Raw genomic sequence first — 15,737 nt, forward strand, 5'->3', positions numbered from 1 at the left:
CATTCGCTGGCAACCAGATCTCGACCCCGGGCGAGCCGCTTCCAACGCAATCTGCTAGGTTTGGAGAGCCATGACGCGGTCAGACAAGATCGAAGACAAGCTCAAAACCGCCCTCACCGCCGACCACGTCGAGGTCGAAGACGACAGCGCCCGCCACGCGGGCCACGCCGGCGCCTCGGGCGGCGCCGGCCACTTCAACGTGATCGTCGTCGCCGCCCAGTTCGAGGGCCGGAATCGGGTCGCCCGCCACCGAGCCGTCTACGCGGCGCTCGACGACATGATGCCGACCGAGATCCACGCGTTATCAGCCCGCACCTTCACGCCAGCCGAGTGGCGCGGCCAGTCTTGAGATCCACCCCATGATCGAGACCGCTGTCGAGCTCACGACGGCCCTCTTCTGCATCGTCGTCCTGCTCGGCGTCCTGGCCCGCCGGGTGGCGTTCCCCTTCCCGATCCTCCTCGTCCTGGCCGGCGTAGGGCTCGGGCTGCTCCCGTTGATGCCCAAGGTGACGATCGATCCCGATCTCATCTTCGTGATCGTGCTCCCGCCGCTCCTGTACTCGGCGGCTGTCGCGATGCCCTGGCACGAGTTCCGAGCGAATCTCTGGCCGATCATCAGCCTCGCCGTGGGACTCGTCCTCGCGACGACCGCCGCGGTGGCGTTCGTCGCTCACGCTCTGGTGCCGGGCCTTCCTCTCGCGGCGGCCGCGACGCTGGGCGCGATCGTCTCGCCGACCGACGCGATCTCCGCCACCGCGATTGCCCGACGACTGCGCATTCCCCATCGAGTCCTCACGATCCTCGAGGGAGAAAGCCTCGTGAACGACGCGAGCGGGCTCGTCGCCTACCAAATCGCCGTTGCCGCGACGGTGACGGGCATCTTCACGTGGCAGGGTGTCGGCCTCGAGTTCGCCGTCGTCGGCGTCGGCGGGATCGTGATCGGCCTCGCGATGGGCTGGCTGATCGCGCAAGCACTTCGCTTCGTGGAGGAGTCGGCGTCCGAGATCACCGTGTCGCTCGTGACACCGTACATCGTCTTCCTCTCTGCCGAGCAGGCCCAGGCTTCCGGCGTGCTAGCGGTCGTCGCGACCGGGATCTACCTACGCTCGAGGCGCACCGAAATCTTCTCGCCCGACGGGCGGGTCGAGCACGCGGCCATATGGGACGTCATCGAATACCTCATCAACGGCCTCGTTTTCCTCCTCATCGGGCTGCAGCTCAAATCCGTCGTCGAGGGCCTTCCCGCCTGGCCACTGGAGGACATTCTGCTGTACGTCCTCGCGATCAGCGCTGTAGTGCTCGGGGTGCGCATCCTCTGGGTCTTTCCGGCGTCACGAGCAACGCGCTTGGTCCGCACGCGCCTCGGCGGTCAGGACCCGGGTCTTTCGTGGCAGAGCCAACTGATCATCAGCTGGGCCGGGATGCGCGGGGTGATCTCGCTGGCCGCCGCCCTCGCTCTCCCGGCCACGATTCATCACGGCGCGCCCTTTCCGGACCGGAGCGTGATCGTCTTCCTCACGTTCTCCGTCATCCTGACGACCCTGATTCTGAACGGGCTCACTCTACCCCTGCTCATTCGTCGCCTCGGCGCGAGCCCCGACGAGATTGAAGAGGAGAGCGAGATGCGAGCCCGCGTGACGATCATGCGGTCCGCCGTCGAAGAGCTCGACCGACGTGCTGCAGACGGAGCCCTCCCGTTGTCGCACGACGACGTCATGGCGTTGCGCAGCGAGATCACCGCGCGGATCCAACGCGCGGAGGCGCTCAGTGGCACCGAGGAACGACGGGCCGAGAACCAGCGGCTCCACGGAGTCTACCTCGAGATGCTGCAGGTCGAACGCCGCGAACTCGAGCGACTCACGCGCGCCCGCCGCATCAGCCGCGAGGTCGCGCACCGCATCGAACTCGACATCGACGTCGAGGAGAGCCGCGCGAGCGCACAACGCCGCGCCTGAGGGCCGTGGGTGGCGCGGAGCCGCGATCCGGGGCGGAGTAAGACAGATAGGGGAGTCCGCTCGTGGAGAAGTCCGGCGCGAGCACCAGACCGAGCAGTCCGTTCTCGCCGACGCGTGACACGTCGATCCACACCGGTGGCCCAGCTTCGTATACAAGGACCGCCCCCATGGAAGGCTCGCCGTCCGTGTTCGGGTAGATGAACCCCTGTTGGTCGACGACCTCCTCATCGATGGTCAGGAGAATCGGGTGGCCGGATCGCGGGTTGCGATCAAAATTGTAGATCTCTGGCAGACGCCCCACGACAAGCCGCGAGCCCCGCCCGCAAGACGCGGGCCCGGACACGTGGGCTGCTTCTGCGCAAAGGCGGGCGCGGTACAGACCAGACCCGACACCAGGACAGAAGCGAGAACAGAGACCGAACGCGAAGGCACCTCGGACGGCCTATCCCGCACCCGCGGCCGAACAAGTGGAGGTTTCCGAGACGAGCCGGGTCCGCAGAACGGCCGCCTCAGGCGGCGCTCGAGGCCCGAGCTTCCACTTTTGCCTCTTTCCGGTGGGATCCCGGCTCAGGCGAGAATGGTCCGGCCGATGACCTTCAGCTCGAGGATGGGCTTCACCCCCTCGAAGATCGGCAGCACCAACGCGTCGATCGCATAGCGGCAGATCGGGAACTCCTCGGCGTAGCCCCACCCTCCGTGGAGCAACTGGGCCTCCTGCGTCGTGCGCACCGCGACGTCACAGGCGAAGAGCTTCGCCATCGCCGGCTCGAGCGCCCGGCCCTCATCCTGATCGAAAATGCGTGCCGCGTGATAGGTGATCTGTCGCGCTGCGGCCAGTTCGACGGCCATGCGCCCCAACTTGTACCGCGTGAGCCCATACTCGCCGATGGGCTTGCCGAACTGCCCGCGCTCGTTCGCGTAGATCGCAGCCGCCTGGATCGCCGCCTGCGACAGGCCGGTTGCGCGACCACCGGTCTGCAGACGCCCCGCGGCGAAACCGCTCATCTGCAAATAGAAGCCACGCCCTTCGCCGCCGACGAGGTTCCCGGCCGGAACGAAGTAGCGATCCAGCTGCATCGAGTACGAGTGCATCCCGCGGTAGCCCGGCGTGCGATCCGCCTGGCCCTCGAGGCTTCCGCCTCCGGGCTGCTCCATCGTGAAGCTGTGGCCTTCAAACGAATCCTTCGGAACGACGAGCAGCGAAAGCCCCTTCGCCCCCTTGCTCATGTCCGGATCGGTGCGGGTCAACATCGCGATAACGTGGGCGCGACCGGCGAACGTACACCACGCCTTCGCACCCGAGATGAAGTAACCGGGCTTACCGTCCTGCTCACCCTTCTCCGCTTTGATCTTCACCGACGCGACATCCGATCCGGTGTCGGGCTCCGTGACGGAGATCGCGACCAGGAGCTTGCCCGCGGCAATCTGCGGCAGCCATTCCTCCTTCTGCTCTTCGGTCCCGCCGGCAAGAAGCGCCTTGGTGAGAATCTCCGGCCGCGTGATGAGACTCCCCGCGGCAGCCAATGATGCGGCGGAAAGCTCCTCAGTCGTGAGGATCATCGCCTCGTTGCCCATGCCCTGGCCGCCGTATTCCTCCGGAATCGCGAGGCCGAAGAAGCCCAACTCGGCCATCTTCGAGATGATCGAATCGGGAACGAGGTCGTCGTTGAGATGGACTTCCTGGGCGATCGGGGCGACTTCGCTCTGGGCGAAGGCCCGAACGGCCTCACGCGTCATCCGAAGTTCTTCGCCCTCGAGCCAGGAGTCGGGCACTCCTTGACGCTCGATGATCTGGCGCCCGACCGCCTCGATCCGCCCGTCGGCGAGACCGGCGCGAATGAACGCCTTGTGCTCCCCCGAATCGATCGTCTCATCGAGGAGTGAAGAGGAAAGACCAAACGCCTCGGCCTGCTCCGCCGCCTGCGCTCGGACACGGGAGCCGACCATCGCGGTGAAGATCGCCGCAGACTCCACGGCCAGCGGATCCTTGCTGCCCGCCTTGCCCGCGTAGTCGAGCAACGCGTCTACGGCCGCAGCCTCCGTTGCCAGGTACGCCAAGCGCTCGGTGTGAGGCTGGTAATCATCGACCGCCTTGCCGCCATCGGTCAGCTTTCGCCCAGCCTCGATGGCTCCGTCAACGACCTTACGAATCTGGTCACGTGCAGCGAGCGCCGCGTTCAGCGCGTCCGTGGAATCCGACATGCACTCCTCCTCTGGTATACTGCTGGAACGGGAACGACCCCTGCCGGCGCGAACGACTATGCGGCGGCGGCGCGTTCAGAAACGACGTTCACCATGTCATCGACGATGGCGAGGACGTCGTAGTCCTTGGGCGTGTAGATACGCGCGACACCGCGCTCTCGCAGGGTGTCGGCATCCTCGTCGGGGACGATGCCGCCGAGGACGAGCGGGATGTCTTGTCCCCCACCGTCACGGAGACCATCGAGGACCTCCGGTACGAGCGTGAGGTGCGACCCCGACAGAATACTCAGGCCGACGAGATCGACCGCTTCGTCGCAGGCAGTCGCAATGATCTCGGCGGGCGTGAGACGGATGCCGCCGTAGATCACTTCAAATCCGGCATCGCAGCAGGCGACGGCGATCTGCTCGGCGCCGTTGGAGTGGCCGTCCAAACCCGGCTTGCCGATCAGCACCTTCGGCGGGCGGCCGATGTCCTTCGCGAACGCCTGAACCCGGTCGCGCAGCATCTGAAGCCGCGGCGCCGCCTCGGTCCCGCTGACGCCGCTTGCCGCAATCCCGGTGGGGGCGCGGTAGCTGCCGAAGATCTCGCGGAGGGCACCGGACCATTCCCCTGTCGTGACACCCGCGTGGGCGGCACGAATCGAGGCCGGCATCAGGTTCTCGCCACTGGTGGCCGCGTCGCGGAGTCCCTGGAGAGCGGCGTCCGCATCTTTCTGGTTGCGCGCCGCCCGAAACGCACGCAGCGACTCGATCTGTGTGCGTTCCGCGTCGGCGTCGACCGTGAGAATCGAGCCCGCGCCCTTCTCGGCCAACGGCGACTCCGCCGTCTCCTGGAACTTGTTCACACCGACGACGACTTGCTCGCCCGTCTCGATCCGCCGTAGGCGCTCGAACTGCGAACGCACGAGGCGCTGCTTGATCCAGCCGGATTCGACGGCGGGAACGATGCCCCCTCGATCCAGGATCTCCTGGAGTTCGGCCATCGCCTCGCGCTTGATCTGGCCCACCTTCTCTTCGACTACCACGCTGCCTTCGAACAGGTCGGGGTACTCGAGGAGATCGGATTCGAACGCAAGGATCTGCTGGATACGCAGGCTCCACTGCTGATCCCACGGCCGCGGAAGGCCGAGGGCCTCGTTCCACGCGGGAAGCTGGAGCGCTCGACAACGAGCGTCGCGCGAAAGCGTGACACCGAGGGACTCCAGCACGATGCGCTGGATGTTGTTCTCCGGCTGCGGCTCGGTGAGCCCGAGCGAGTTCACCTGGACGCCGTAGCGGAAGCGGCGCATCTTCGGATCGGTGACGCCGTACCGCTCCTCAGTGAGCTCGTTCCAGAGCTGGCCGAACGCGCGCAGCTTGCACATCTCCTCGATGAACCGCATGCCCGAGTTCACGAAGAAGCTGATGCGCCCCACGACGCGACCCAAAGCGCCGGCATCGACGCCACCGGACTCGCGCACGGTATCGAGAATCGCGAGGGCCGCGGCGAGCGCGTACGCGACTTCCTGGATGGGCGTCGCCCCGGCTTCTTGGAGGTGGTAGCTGCAGACGTTGGTCGGGTTCCACTTGGGAACCTCGTTCACCGTGTAGCTGATGATGTCCGACGTCAGGCGGAGGCTCGGCCCGGGCGGGAAGATGTACGTCCCGCGGGAGAGATACTCCTTGATGATGTCGTTCTGCGTGGTGCCCTGGAGGACCTTCGGGTCGACCCCTTGGCGCTCGGCCGCGGCGACGTACAATGCGAGCAGCCAGGCGGCGGTCGCGTTGATCGTCATGGAGGTGTTCATGTCGCCGAGAGGGATCTCGGAGAAGAGCGTCTCCATGTCGCCGATGTGGCTGATCGGCACGCCGACCTTGCCCACCTCGCCGGTCGCCAGCGGTTCGTCGCTGTCGTACCCGGTCTGCGTGGGCAGGTCGAAGGCCACCGAAAGCCCCGTCTGCCCCTTGGACAGATTGAGACGATAGAGTTCGTTGCTGGCCCGGGCACTGGAGTGGCCCGAGTAGGTGCGCATCACCCACGGACGGTCGCGTTCCACGACTCGGAACCCTAGCAGCCCCGCGCGACGTTCGGGAGACCCTAGGTTTCGCGGGTCGTGCGCCGGCTGCCGAGGCCCCATACGTCTCGTTCAGGTAGCGGTTGGCAGCGTCCACCGTCCGGATCTTGTGCACGCGCAGCTCGTTGACGAGTCGATCCTGCAGAGTCCGATTCACACGCTCGCTACGACCGCCCGCCTGCGGTGAGTAGGCCACGATCTGCTCGATCCCGAGCTTGGCCAGTGCCCGCGCCACCTGGGTCGGCTTAGACTTGTCCGCCGGCCCGCCCGCCTTGCGCGGGAAGACGGCCCACCTCGCCCGGTCGGAGTACAAAGCCTGCGGAATACCTCTGTCCGCAAGCACGGCACGCAATGCCGCCAGGACCGACATCGTCGTCTCCTCCGGCCACAGCTGCGCGTACAAGAGCTCGCTGGTCGCGTCGTCGGCCACCGCGAGGAGCATAGGATGCTCGTCGGGGCACAGAGTCAGTCAGGCGTGCTTCGACCCGTCGATGTGCAGCATCTCCCCAAAGCTCGCCCACGACTCCCGCCGCCTGCGATGCTTGCCCCGCGGGCGCTTCGTGCGCACCAAGCCTGGTTGCTGCAGCGCTCCTTTCACAAAGCTGCACGAAAGCTCCACCCCGTGCTCTCGGACCGCAATCTCTTGGAAGTGGCGCACAGTGAAGTCCAGATACCGCTCGCGATACAGCCGCAGGATTCGCTCGACCTCTTCGAGCGGCGCGCATCGCGGCGACGGGCTCCGGTGTCGGCGATCTCACAGGCCGCCCTAGCGCCCCGCGCCTCATTCCGCAGCTGCCACCGCCGCATGCTGCGGGCGCTCATCTGGCAAATCTCTGCCGCCGCACCCCATGTGATCTCTCGCCTCATCGGCTTGGCGATCACCTCTGGCCTCTTCATTGACCGCTCTAGGGCGACGGGCGTGATCCCGACTTCCATGTCCCTCATGGACCCCGGCTACACCGCCGACGGCTAAAGCGGTCAATTCACTTGCTACACAGGAGCGGACAGATCATGTGCTCCCTACACGCCGAGGCCCCCGTGGTTGACCGGAACGGGCCTCGATTCCTATAGTCCCCGACTTACCTACCGACCGACGGGACGTTTCGCCGGATGTTCGCGACCCACGCCGCTTGAGCCGCTTGGACGCGCGCGGCACCTCGCCCGAGCCAGGAGACCCAGACATGAGCGCGAAGAAAATCGAGAGCATCGGCGTCCTCGGTGCCGGCCAGATGGGCCTCGGCATCGCCCAGGTTGCGGCGAAAGCGGGCCTCAAGACCGTCCTGGTCAAAGCCACGCCCGGCGACACCGACCCCCTGAAGAAAAAGGTCGAAGGCGCATTCGGCCGCGACGTCGACAAGGGTCGGATGGAAGCTGCCGACCGCGACGCGGCCCTCGGGCGCCTCAACGTCACGACCGACTTCCAGCAGCTCGGCCCATGCGACCTCATCATCGAGTCGATTCTCGAGGACCTGCCGACAAAGCACGACGCCTTCGGCCGCCTCGACGACATCTGCGACGAGGGCACCGTCTTCTCGAGCAACACGTCGACGCTCGGCATCACCGAGATGGCCGTGAAAACCAAGCGCCCGGACCGCTTCCTCGGCGTCCACTTCTTCAACCCGGCGCCTGCCATGAAGCTCGTGGAGATCGCCCCGACGATCTCGACCGACCCCGACGTCACCAAGGCCGTCCACGAAGTGGTTGCGGGCATGGGGAAGACCCCGGTTCTGGTCAAGGACTCGACCGGCTTCGTCGTAAACCGGCTTCTCGTGCCCTACATGATCGACGCCATGCACGAGTGGGCGCGCGGCACCGCATCCATCCAGGACATCGACACGGCGATGTGCAACGGAGCAGCCCACCCGATGGGGCCGTTCACGCTCGCAGACTTCATCGGGCTCGATGTGGTCTTCCACATGGCAACGAACCTCCTCGACGAGTACCAGGAGGCGCGCTTTGCTCCGCCTCCTGTCCTGCGTCGCATGATGTTGTCCGGTCAGCTCGGTCGTAAGACCAAGCTCGGCTTCTACGACTACAGCTCGAAGCCGGCCGGCGTGAATCCCGCGCTGACCCGCTGAATAGTGACGAGTTCCTGACGATTCGGCGAGATCGAGTCGACCAAGCGACACTTCTTGCCCATGCGGGGCCCGCGTTGCGGGCTCCCGCTGTGGCACGGAATCCGCTCTTCTATCTCTTCGCGGGGGGACCACGAAGAGATGTCGACCACTACGAAATGGCGGGTGATTACACCTGCACTGCTGGCGGAGTTGCCGGATCGGCCCGGCGTCTTCGAAATCGGGAACCTGGTACGCACGGTTCTGTTCATCGGATTCGCTCCCTGCGGGATCGCGGCCGATCTGCGCGAGGCACTTACGACGCCGCGGCTCCTGTCCAGAGCGCACTGCATCCGGTTCGAGGTTTCGGATGAGGGGGAAGACCGGGCCCGCGAGCGTCTCGCCGAGTATCGCAGAGTGCATGCCGGTATCCTTCCCTACGCCCACCGGCACGACCCGTTGACCAGCCTGCTGGATGCCCGACGCCCGCCGGCCCGCGCGCTGCCGCTGGCCCGACCGGGCCGCAAGTCTGGACCGGCGACCTTCCGGCGATCTTCGCCCGGCGCCTGAGCGCCGCACACACGATCGGCACGCCGCTTGTCAGATTCGCGGCGAGACGGGGCTGTCCTTCGAAGGTCCGCCCTCAGGCGCCCGGCAGCCGCAGCGTGAAGACCGCTCCCTGCGGATCCCGTCCGGCGACCTCCAGAGAGCCCCCGTGTGCACGCGCGACACACTGCGCGACGAACAGCCCGATCCCGAGCCCGCCCGACCGCGTCGAGTAAAACGGTTCGAAGATCTTGGTGCGATGCTCCTCCGAGACCCCTTCCCCTCCATCCGACACTTCGATGTGGATACGCGCCTCGCCCCCCGGCTCTCGGGTGGAGCGCACCGAAACCTCGACGCTCCCTCCCTGCGGAGAAAAGGCCATCGCGTTGTCGAGCAGGATCACCAGAGCCTGCTTCACGGCCTCGCGGCCGGCGAGGACCAACGGCAAGTCGTCCCCACTGCGGGCCACGTAGTGGATCCCCTTCTCCGTGGTGCTCCCCTGAACGTAGAGCTCGAGCTCCCGCAGGAGCTCGGGCATCGGCCACGGGGCCTCGCCGCCCGAAAGCGGGATCGCAACCGCCTGCATCATGCTCTGGATCAGAGCGCGGATCCGCTTCAGCTCGGTCAGGACCAGGGCGTAGTACTCGGTTCGGAACTCCTCGTCGGTCTCGTATCGTTCCGGGAGCAGCTCGAGAAACGTCCGAACGGTAGTGAGCGGGTTGTTCAGGTTGTGGGCGATGCCGGCCATCAACGTGTTGAGAGATGCGAGATGTTCCGCACGGGCGAGGCGACGTTCGAGAGCCGCGTGAGCCGAGCGCATACGAACCCGCTCCAGAACCTCTCGGATCACGAAGGGCAGGATCGAGACGTATCCCTCTTCCTTCACGATGTAGTCCTCTGCCCCAATCTTCATCGCCTCGACGGCAACCTCGGGCGAGGTGCTCGTCGTGACCAGAACCACAGCCTCCTCTCGCTCGTCCTCACGAATCGACCGTAGGACCTCGAGACCGTCCCCATCCGGGAGCTGGAAGTCGAGCAGGCAGAGATCAAACTGGCCCTCTGCCAACGCCTCACGCGCGCCGGCGACGGTCGTCACCAGCCGAACCGTCGCGGTCGGCATCTCCGCCTCGATCTCGTCTCGCATGAGCCCGGCGTGGCGCGAGTTGTCCTCGACGACGAGGATCCGCGTGCTTTCGTCCGGAAGTCCCGTCATGCGCTGGCCTCGTCGCGGCCCGGGAGGCACACACGAAACGTGCTGCCCTGCCCCAGTGCGCTCTCGACCTCGATCCGCCCGCCGTAGCGCTCCACGATCCTCTTCACGATGGCGAGCCCCACACCGTGGCCATCCGGACCGCCGGTGGTGGCCCCGGGTTCCGGGACGCGGTGGTAGAGCTGAAAGACCCGCTCTCGCTGACGTTCACTGATACCGATTCCATTGTCGCGCACGAAGTACTCGACCTCTCCATCTAGATGCATGCCCTCGACTTCGATCCGAGGTGCCTCCTCGTCGCCGATGTATTTGCAGGCGTTGTCGATCAAGTTGTCGAAGATATGCCTGATCTTGCTGTGGTCGGCAAAAACTCTGGGCATGGTTCCGATACGAATTTCGATGTTCTTCTGCTCCATCTGAGGACCCAGACGCCGCACGACGCGCCGCACAATGTCGTCGACATCGACCCATTCACGGGTCTCGATGCTCGGATCCGTTGCGCGGAAGAGTCGGAGTAAGTCCTCGAGCATCCGCGAGAGCGTGCGGGAGTCCTCGAGGAGATGGCGGACATACACCTGGCCCCGGTCCGAGAGTCGATCCTTCTCCTTGGTCGCAAGCTGCCGAGCGGTCTCCGTGGCGCCGACGGCGACGTTCTTCAAGTCGTGCGAGACGATGTGGACGAGGTCGGCAATCTCCTGCGTCGCCGCGGCCAACTCCGCCGTACGTTCCGCGACGCGCCTCTCCAGCTCGAGATTATGCTCCTCGGCTATCGCCGCCGCGGAGCGAAGCTCGGCGTTGCTCTGCTTCAAATGGTCGGCGAGCGTCCCCCCGACGAACGCGAGCGCGAGGATGAATGCGGTACTCACGCCGAACGCGAGCACCTGGGCCGCCGCCGAAAGGTGGTGATCCCAAAGCTCGACCGGGGCAAGGACGCCGATGTTCTCCAAAAAAACCAGCGTCCCGAAGCTGAGCATCGAAGCCGCAGCGAGCCGCATCGCGACGCGCCGCGATTCACTCACCGCGGCGAACAGGACCAGCGAGTAGTACATGATCGTCGCGTACGGCGCGTCTGCGCCCCCGATGTAGTGGATGAGGACGGTCAGGAAGAGGATGTCAACGAGCCAGTGAGGGAAGAAATCGGAGAGCGGAAACCGACGGGCCTTCCCAACGAACCAATACGGCACGTTGATCGTCGCGAGCCCCGCCAGAATCGCGAGCGCCGGGTACGTACTCGTCGTCGGTGCCAGACGGAAAACCGCGAAGATCATCGCGACGAACGAGAAGACACCCGCCAGCGCGCTCCGCACGAGAAGCCCTTCGATAAAGAGCTCCCGTCGAGCTTCAAGCGACGGATCACTCATCGGCTAGTCACCCGCAGCGACGACCCGGGCGGCATCGCCCCGCGGGCGCTGCGCCGACGACGCCGAGTCCAGCGCAGATTGCAATCGCTCAAGAAGGTCGGCGACCTCCAGAGAGCAGTCGACAGGCTGGCCCAAAGCAAGGTCGACCTGTGTCCCCTTGCGCGGGATCGCGACGGGCCCCGGCAGGGGGAGGGACAGCGAGCCTCGCACGCGAATCCCCAGGGGAACCGCGATGGCCTCGGACTGCCGTGCCAGCCGGGCGAACGACGAACCGACCTCGCGGTAGGGCCCCCGCCCGTCGACCGCGATACCGATGGAGCCCGTCGCTCGCACGAGCTTGCCGACGTCTCGGGCGAGCGTACCGGGTCGGCGATGGCGCAGCAGCATATGCTCCCAACCCAGACGACGCAGAACGTCCGCGGCGATCCCACCGCTCAGCGTCTCGTCGCACACGAATGCGAGATCTCGTCCCAGCAGACCGCCCCCCCGACAACCATACAACATCAACGGCAGAGCGCCCTCAATCCAGTAGTAAAGAATGAAATGTCGATTCGGGGAGTCCTGGCGGAGCTTCTGCCATGCCGCCTCGGCGGGCTCGACACCCTCGAGGCGGACGACTGGCGCCACCCAGCGAAGGTATCGCTCCAACGCCCACCCCGCCGCTCGCCTGAAGGCCGCCACGGCCCCCCTTCAGGCCGCCGCCGACGCCAGAACCTCGGCGATGTCAGCCACAGTGTCGAGCCGCCGCACACCGTCGAGGTCCAACTCGCAATCGAATTCTTCTTCCAGCGCGAAGAGGATGTTCGCCACCGCGATCGAGTCCATGCCGAGATCGGTCCGCAGCGAGCCAGCAGCGCGCACCTCCTCGGAGGTCGCCTGCAACTCGATCGACAGCGCTCGGATCACCGCCTCGTGGGCCTTAGGCTGCGACATCGCGATGCCGTCGGATGACCATGGCTCCGTTGCGAGAGCCAAAGCCGAAACTCGTGGACAATGCCACGTCGACCCGAGCCGGTCGTGCGCAATGCGCCACATAGTCCAGATCACACTCGGGGTCCGGCTCGTCTAGGTTGATCGTCGGCGGCACGAACCCCTCCCTCATGCCGACGAGGGTCGCGGCCAACTCGACCGCGCCGCACGCACCCAGCGTATGGCCAACCATCGACTTGGTCGAACTCACCGGCGTCGACGAAGCCGACTCACCCAGGACTCGCCGCAGCACACGGGTCTCGAAGGCGTCGTTCTGCTTCGTCGCGGTCCCGTGGGCGTTCACGTAGTCGATCTCGGACGGCTCGACCCCTGCATCATCGAGTGCCTGCCGAATGGCACGCACCGCTTCGTCCCCACTCTCCGCTTGCGTGAAGTGATCTTCGGCGTCACAGGTCGCGCCATATCCCGCGACCTCCGCGTAGATTCGAGCGCCTCGCTCCTTCGCCGACTCGGCTCGCTCGAGAACGAAGACCGCTGCGCCCTCGCCCAACACGAAGCCACTTCGATCAGCCGAGAACGGGCGCGAAGCCGTCCTCGGGTCGTCGTTGAAATCTCGCGGCATCGCACCGATGCGATCGAACGCGGCGAACAGAACAGGAGCAAGGGGCGCATCGGTACCGCCCGCGAGCACTACATCGACCATCCGTCCTTCGAGAAGACCACGCGCGAGGCCGAACGCGTCGGTGCTGGAAGTGCAAGCACTCGAAACGGTCAGGACCGGGCCTTTTGCACCGAACTGAATCGCGCATTCGGAGGCGATCGACCCGTTGTGCGCATAGGCCGGGAACATCGGGTTCATGCGCCGAAGCCCCCGCTCGACGAAGATCAGCCCCTGCTCGAACTGATACGAGCCCGGCCCACCGCTGCTGCCGAGCAACACGCCGACGCGCCCGGCGTCGGCCCACGTGGGCATGCGCGCGTCGTCGATCGCCAGACGCGCCGCGGCGACACCGAGTTGAACGACCCGTGGCAGGGACCGCGCCTCGCGCAACGCCATGAAGTCGGCCGGACGGAAATCCAAGACCTCCGCGGCGACGCGACAGCCATACGGACTCGAATCGAATGCGGAGAGTGGCCCCGTACCGGACACGCCCGAGCGCAAAGATTCGGAAAAGGCAGGGAGCCCGATTCCAATCGGAGTGACGCAACCCATGCCCGTGATGACCACGGCCATGGGGGAACGGTCTCAAACCCCTAGGCGGAACGCAACCGATTCATGCCATGAAGCTACGGGTAATCCCTTAATTAAATAGAGGTCTTACCCAGCTTCACATTCGGCCGCTACCGAGCGGCCCGTCGACGCGTCTTGGATGCCCCGGCAGGCCGAGACGTGGCCGACGCCTTCACGAGCTTCGCGAGGTTGCGCTTGTACGACGACTTCGCCACACCGTTCTCGGTGATGATGGCCGTTACGAGCTTCGCCGGCGTCACGTCGAAGGCAGGGTTCGCGACCTTCACGCCCTTGGGCACCCCGGGCTTTCCGCGGAAGTGGCTGACCTCTTCCGGCGCGCGTTCCTCGATCGGAATCTTCGTACCGTTCGGACAGGCGAGGTCGATCGAACTGGTCGGCGCCGCAACGTAGAACGGGATTCCGTGCCGCGCCGCGAGAACGGCCACCATATACGTGCCGATCTTATTCGCCACATCGCCGTTGGCGGCCGTGCGATCGGTACCCACGACGACCGCGTCGATCGCACCCTTCTGCATGAAATGGCCGGCCATATTGTCGGTGATCACGGTGACCGGGCAGCGGGCTCGCTTGAGTTCCCATGCGGTGAGGCGCGCGCCCTGGAGAACCGGGCGGGTTTCATCGGCGAACACCGAGAGCTTCTTCCCCGCATCGCGGGCCGCGAGAATCACGCCAAGAGCGGTACCGATGCCCGCAGTCGCGAGGCCGCCGGCGTTGCAATGCGTGAGGATGGTTCCCTTCGACGGGAGGAGCTCCGCGCCGAACTCGCTCAGGCGGCGGTTCGCATCGAGGTCTTCTCGGTAGACCGCCAAAGCCTCGGCCTCCAACAGGTTCCGAAGCGTGTCGACGGACATGCGGCTGTTCTCGCGGACGACCCGGCGCATGCGCTCGATTGCCCAGAACAGGTTCACTGCCGTCGGACGCGCAGCGGCAAAGGCCCGACACAGCTTGTCGAACTCCTTCGAGAACCGCGCTTGCGGCAATTTCTGAGCCCCGAGGGCCAGGCCCATGGCCGCGGAGACGCCGATCGCAGGAGCGCCGCGGACCACCAGATCGCGAATCGCCTCGATCACTTCCTTCGGATCTTTGTAGAGGCGGTAGACTTCTCGATTCGGCAAGAGCCGCTGGTCCAGCATGACCACGCGACCCTTCTTCCATTCCACGGTGCGAACTTTTTTCATGTAGCCAGCGATTGTACCGGCCGCGCGCGCCCCGAACAAGACGATTTGCCGCACCCGCCTTGACTTCAGTCCCCAGCCAGCATCCTCTCCCGCCATGGCCGAAGCGCCACAGGAATACGAAGTCGAGATCGCCGCCAACATCGACGGATGCATCGAGGTCCTGACCGACTTCGAGCAGTATCCCGTGTGGAGCTCGCCCATTCTCGAGGCAAAGATCCTCACGCAACACCCGGATGGACGCGCCCACCATGTCGGGTTCGCTCTGGACATGCGCATCCGGACCCTGCGGTACACGCTCGCCTACGAGTACGACCTGCCGTCGCAGATTTCGTGGAGCCTGCTGGAGGGCGACCTCACGAACGTGAGTGGCTCCTACCGACTCGAAGGTACGCCCCAGGGCCACGTCATCGCGACGTGCCGACAAGAGATCGATCTCGGCTTCTGGGTCCCCGGCGCGATCCGCCGCATGGCCGAGCGTCAGGCGCTTCGCGACTCCGTCCTCGAGTTCAAGACGCAGGCGGAACAGAAGCACGGACTCGCGTGACGGGACAGGCGACCGCCGATGAGCGGCCACCCGCCCCGCCCCATTCCGCCCCCTCAGCGCTTCTGCTTCGCGCTCGTCGCCTGTCGCTCGGGCTGGCCGACCTGGACGTGCTCACGGAGCTTGTCGACCAACGCATTCCCGATGCCGGGGACCTCACTCAACTCGTCCGCCGAGTCGAAAGGCGCCTCCTCGCGCCGCTCGATGATCGCGCGGGCCCGCGCGGGCCCGATGCCCGGGAGCGACGTCAGCTCCTCGAGCGACGCTTCGTTCAGATCGACCTGCGCGTCCGCCATCGATGCGCTCGGCAGCCCGAGAACCAAACCGAGCATCAACGCAACCGCGGTCGCAACCGCGCGCCCTCGGACGAGCGTCTTTCCAGTCTTCCAAAATGCCTTCATCGTCCACCACCTTGCGCAGGATTTGGGCCTGCGCTTCTTTCCGGCGCGTCGCG

At 65.8% G+C, this 15,737-nt stretch carries 15 protein-coding genes; 6 read left to right on the plus strand and 9 right to left on the minus strand.

All coding sequences use genetic code 11. The features are described from left to right. Positions 1 to 70 precede the first annotated feature (70 nt). Together P8R42_22445 and P8R42_22450 are read left to right on the plus strand one after the other, a co-directional pair. A complete protein-coding gene (locus P8R42_22445) occupies positions 71 to 349 on the plus strand; it encodes a BolA family transcriptional regulator (protein ID MDG2307356.1) in 279 nt (92 codons plus the stop codon). Between the two features lie 10 nt (positions 350 to 359). Continuing rightward, positions 360 to 1,955, plus strand: a complete 1,596-nt coding sequence (locus P8R42_22450; GenBank protein ID MDG2307357.1) for a Na+/H+ antiporter — start codon at positions 360 to 362, stop codon at positions 1,953 to 1,955. 567 nt (positions 1,956 to 2,522) lie between these two features. On the opposite strand, the gene P8R42_22455 is transcribed toward P8R42_22450, so the two are convergent. Then, positions 2,523 to 4,157, minus strand: a complete 1,635-nt coding sequence (locus P8R42_22455; protein ID MDG2307358.1) for an acyl-CoA/acyl-ACP dehydrogenase — start codon at positions 4,155 to 4,157, stop codon at positions 2,523 to 2,525. A gap of 56 nt (positions 4,158 to 4,213) precedes the next feature. Next, a complete protein-coding gene (locus P8R42_22460) occupies positions 4,214 to 6,193 on the minus strand; it encodes a protein meaA (protein MDG2307359.1) in 1,980 nt (659 codons plus the stop codon). 463 nt (positions 6,194 to 6,656) lie between these two features. On the opposite strand from P8R42_22460, the gene P8R42_22465 reads away from it, so the two are divergent. From P8R42_22465 to P8R42_22475, 3 genes are all read left to right on the plus strand, one after another. Then, positions 6,657 to 7,184, plus strand: a complete 528-nt coding sequence (locus P8R42_22465) for a hypothetical protein (protein MDG2307360.1) — start codon at positions 6,657 to 6,659, stop codon at positions 7,182 to 7,184. 208 nt (positions 7,185 to 7,392) lie between these two features. Continuing rightward, on the plus strand, positions 7,393 to 8,289 hold the full coding sequence (locus P8R42_22470) for a 3-hydroxyacyl-CoA dehydrogenase family protein (protein MDG2307361.1): 897 nt from the start codon (positions 7,393 to 7,395) through the stop codon (positions 8,287 to 8,289). 138 nt (positions 8,290 to 8,427) lie between these two features. Continuing rightward, entirely contained in the window at positions 8,428 to 8,835 is a 408-nt protein-coding gene (locus P8R42_22475; GenBank protein MDG2307362.1) for a hypothetical protein, read from the plus strand. Positions 8,836 to 8,908: 73 nt separating this feature from the next. On the opposite strand, the gene P8R42_22480 is transcribed toward P8R42_22475, so the two are convergent. The 6 genes from P8R42_22480 to mtnA all read right to left on the minus strand — a co-directional run bounded on the left by P8R42_22480 (position 8,909) and on the right by mtnA (position 14,742). Then, positions 8,909 to 10,024 carry a response regulator gene (locus P8R42_22480; protein ID MDG2307363.1) on the minus strand — a complete coding sequence of 372 codons (1,116 nt, stop codon included), beginning with the start codon at positions 10,022 to 10,024 and terminating at the stop codon, positions 8,909 to 8,911. Next, on the minus strand, positions 10,021 to 11,382 hold the full coding sequence (locus tag P8R42_22485) for a HAMP domain-containing sensor histidine kinase (GenBank protein ID MDG2307364.1): 1,362 nt from the start codon (positions 11,380 to 11,382) through the stop codon (positions 10,021 to 10,023). Before P8R42_22485 ends, P8R42_22480 begins: the two co-directional genes overlap by 4 nt. Positions 11,383 to 11,385: 3 nt before the next feature. Continuing rightward, on the minus strand, positions 11,386 to 12,009 hold the full coding sequence (locus P8R42_22490; GenBank protein ID MDG2307365.1) for a hypothetical protein: 624 nt from the start codon (positions 12,007 to 12,009) through the stop codon (positions 11,386 to 11,388). A 63-nt stretch (positions 12,010 to 12,072) separates the two neighbouring features. Continuing rightward, positions 12,073 to 12,315, minus strand: a complete 243-nt coding sequence (locus P8R42_22495; GenBank protein MDG2307366.1) for an acyl carrier protein — start codon at positions 12,313 to 12,315, stop codon at positions 12,073 to 12,075. After that, positions 12,302 to 13,546: a beta-ketoacyl-[acyl-carrier-protein] synthase family protein gene (locus P8R42_22500; protein ID MDG2307367.1), complete on the minus strand. Its 1,245-nt coding sequence runs from the start codon at positions 13,544 to 13,546 to the stop codon at positions 12,302 to 12,304. Before P8R42_22500 ends, P8R42_22495 begins: the two co-directional genes overlap by 14 nt. 107 nt (positions 13,547 to 13,653) lie before the next feature. Then, positions 13,654 to 14,742, minus strand: coding sequence for an S-methyl-5-thioribose-1-phosphate isomerase (gene mtnA, locus P8R42_22505; GenBank protein ID MDG2307368.1), 1,089 nt, complete (start codon positions 14,740 to 14,742; stop codon positions 13,654 to 13,656). Between the two features lie 94 nt (positions 14,743 to 14,836). Between mtnA and P8R42_22510 the strand changes: the two genes are divergently transcribed. Further along, positions 14,837 to 15,286 (plus strand): SRPBCC family protein, encoded by a 450-nt coding sequence (locus P8R42_22510; GenBank protein MDG2307369.1) that lies wholly within the window; start codon positions 14,837 to 14,839, stop codon positions 15,284 to 15,286. A gap of 53 nt (positions 15,287 to 15,339) precedes the next feature. Here the strand turns inward: P8R42_22510 and P8R42_22515 are convergent, their stop codons facing one another. Then, entirely contained in the window at positions 15,340 to 15,684 is a 345-nt protein-coding gene (locus tag P8R42_22515; protein MDG2307370.1) for a helix-hairpin-helix domain-containing protein, read from the minus strand. Positions 15,685 to 15,737: the final 53 nt, after the last annotated feature.

Source organism: Candidatus Binatia bacterium (assembly GCA_029243485.1).
In the GTDB taxonomy this organism is placed as follows: Bacteria; Desulfobacterota; Binatia; order UBA12015; family UBA12015; genus VGTG01.

What these genes read in the sequence shown, in the direction of transcription:
- P8R42_22445 (MDG2307356.1), top strand. Translation starts at nt 71, where the DNA reads ATGACGCGGTCAGACAAGATCGAAGACAAGCTCAAAACCGCCCTCACC.
- P8R42_22450 (MDG2307357.1), top strand. Translation starts at nt 360, where the DNA reads ATGATCGAGACCGCTGTCGAGCTCACGACGGCCCTCTTCTGCATCGTC.
- P8R42_22455 (MDG2307358.1), bottom strand. Translation starts at nt 4,157, where the DNA reads ATGTCGGATTCCACGGACGCGCTGAACGCGGCGCTCGCTGCACGTGAC.
- P8R42_22465 (MDG2307360.1), top strand. Translation starts at nt 6,657, where the DNA reads ATGCTCGTCGGGGCACAGAGTCAGTCAGGCGTGCTTCGACCCGTCGAT.
- P8R42_22470 (MDG2307361.1), top strand. Translation starts at nt 7,393, where the DNA reads ATGAGCGCGAAGAAAATCGAGAGCATCGGCGTCCTCGGTGCCGGCCAG.
- P8R42_22475 (MDG2307362.1), top strand. Translation starts at nt 8,428, where the DNA reads ATGTCGACCACTACGAAATGGCGGGTGATTACACCTGCACTGCTGGCG.
- P8R42_22480 (MDG2307363.1), bottom strand. Translation starts at nt 10,024, where the DNA reads ATGACGGGACTTCCGGACGAAAGCACGCGGATCCTCGTCGTCGAGGAC.
- P8R42_22485 (MDG2307364.1), bottom strand. Translation starts at nt 11,382, where the DNA reads ATGAGTGATCCGTCGCTTGAAGCTCGACGGGAGCTCTTTATCGAAGGG.
- P8R42_22495 (MDG2307366.1), bottom strand. Translation starts at nt 12,315, where the DNA reads ATGTCGCAGCCTAAGGCCCACGAGGCGGTGATCCGAGCGCTGTCGATC.
- P8R42_22500 (MDG2307367.1), bottom strand. Translation starts at nt 13,546, where the DNA reads ATGGCCGTGGTCATCACGGGCATGGGTTGCGTCACTCCGATTGGAATC.
- mtnA (MDG2307368.1), bottom strand. Translation starts at nt 14,742, where the DNA reads ATGAAAAAAGTTCGCACCGTGGAATGGAAGAAGGGTCGCGTGGTCATG.
- P8R42_22510 (MDG2307369.1), top strand. Translation starts at nt 14,837, where the DNA reads ATGGCCGAAGCGCCACAGGAATACGAAGTCGAGATCGCCGCCAACATC.
- P8R42_22515 (MDG2307370.1), bottom strand. Translation starts at nt 15,684, where the DNA reads ATGAAGGCATTTTGGAAGACTGGAAAGACGCTCGTCCGAGGGCGCGCG.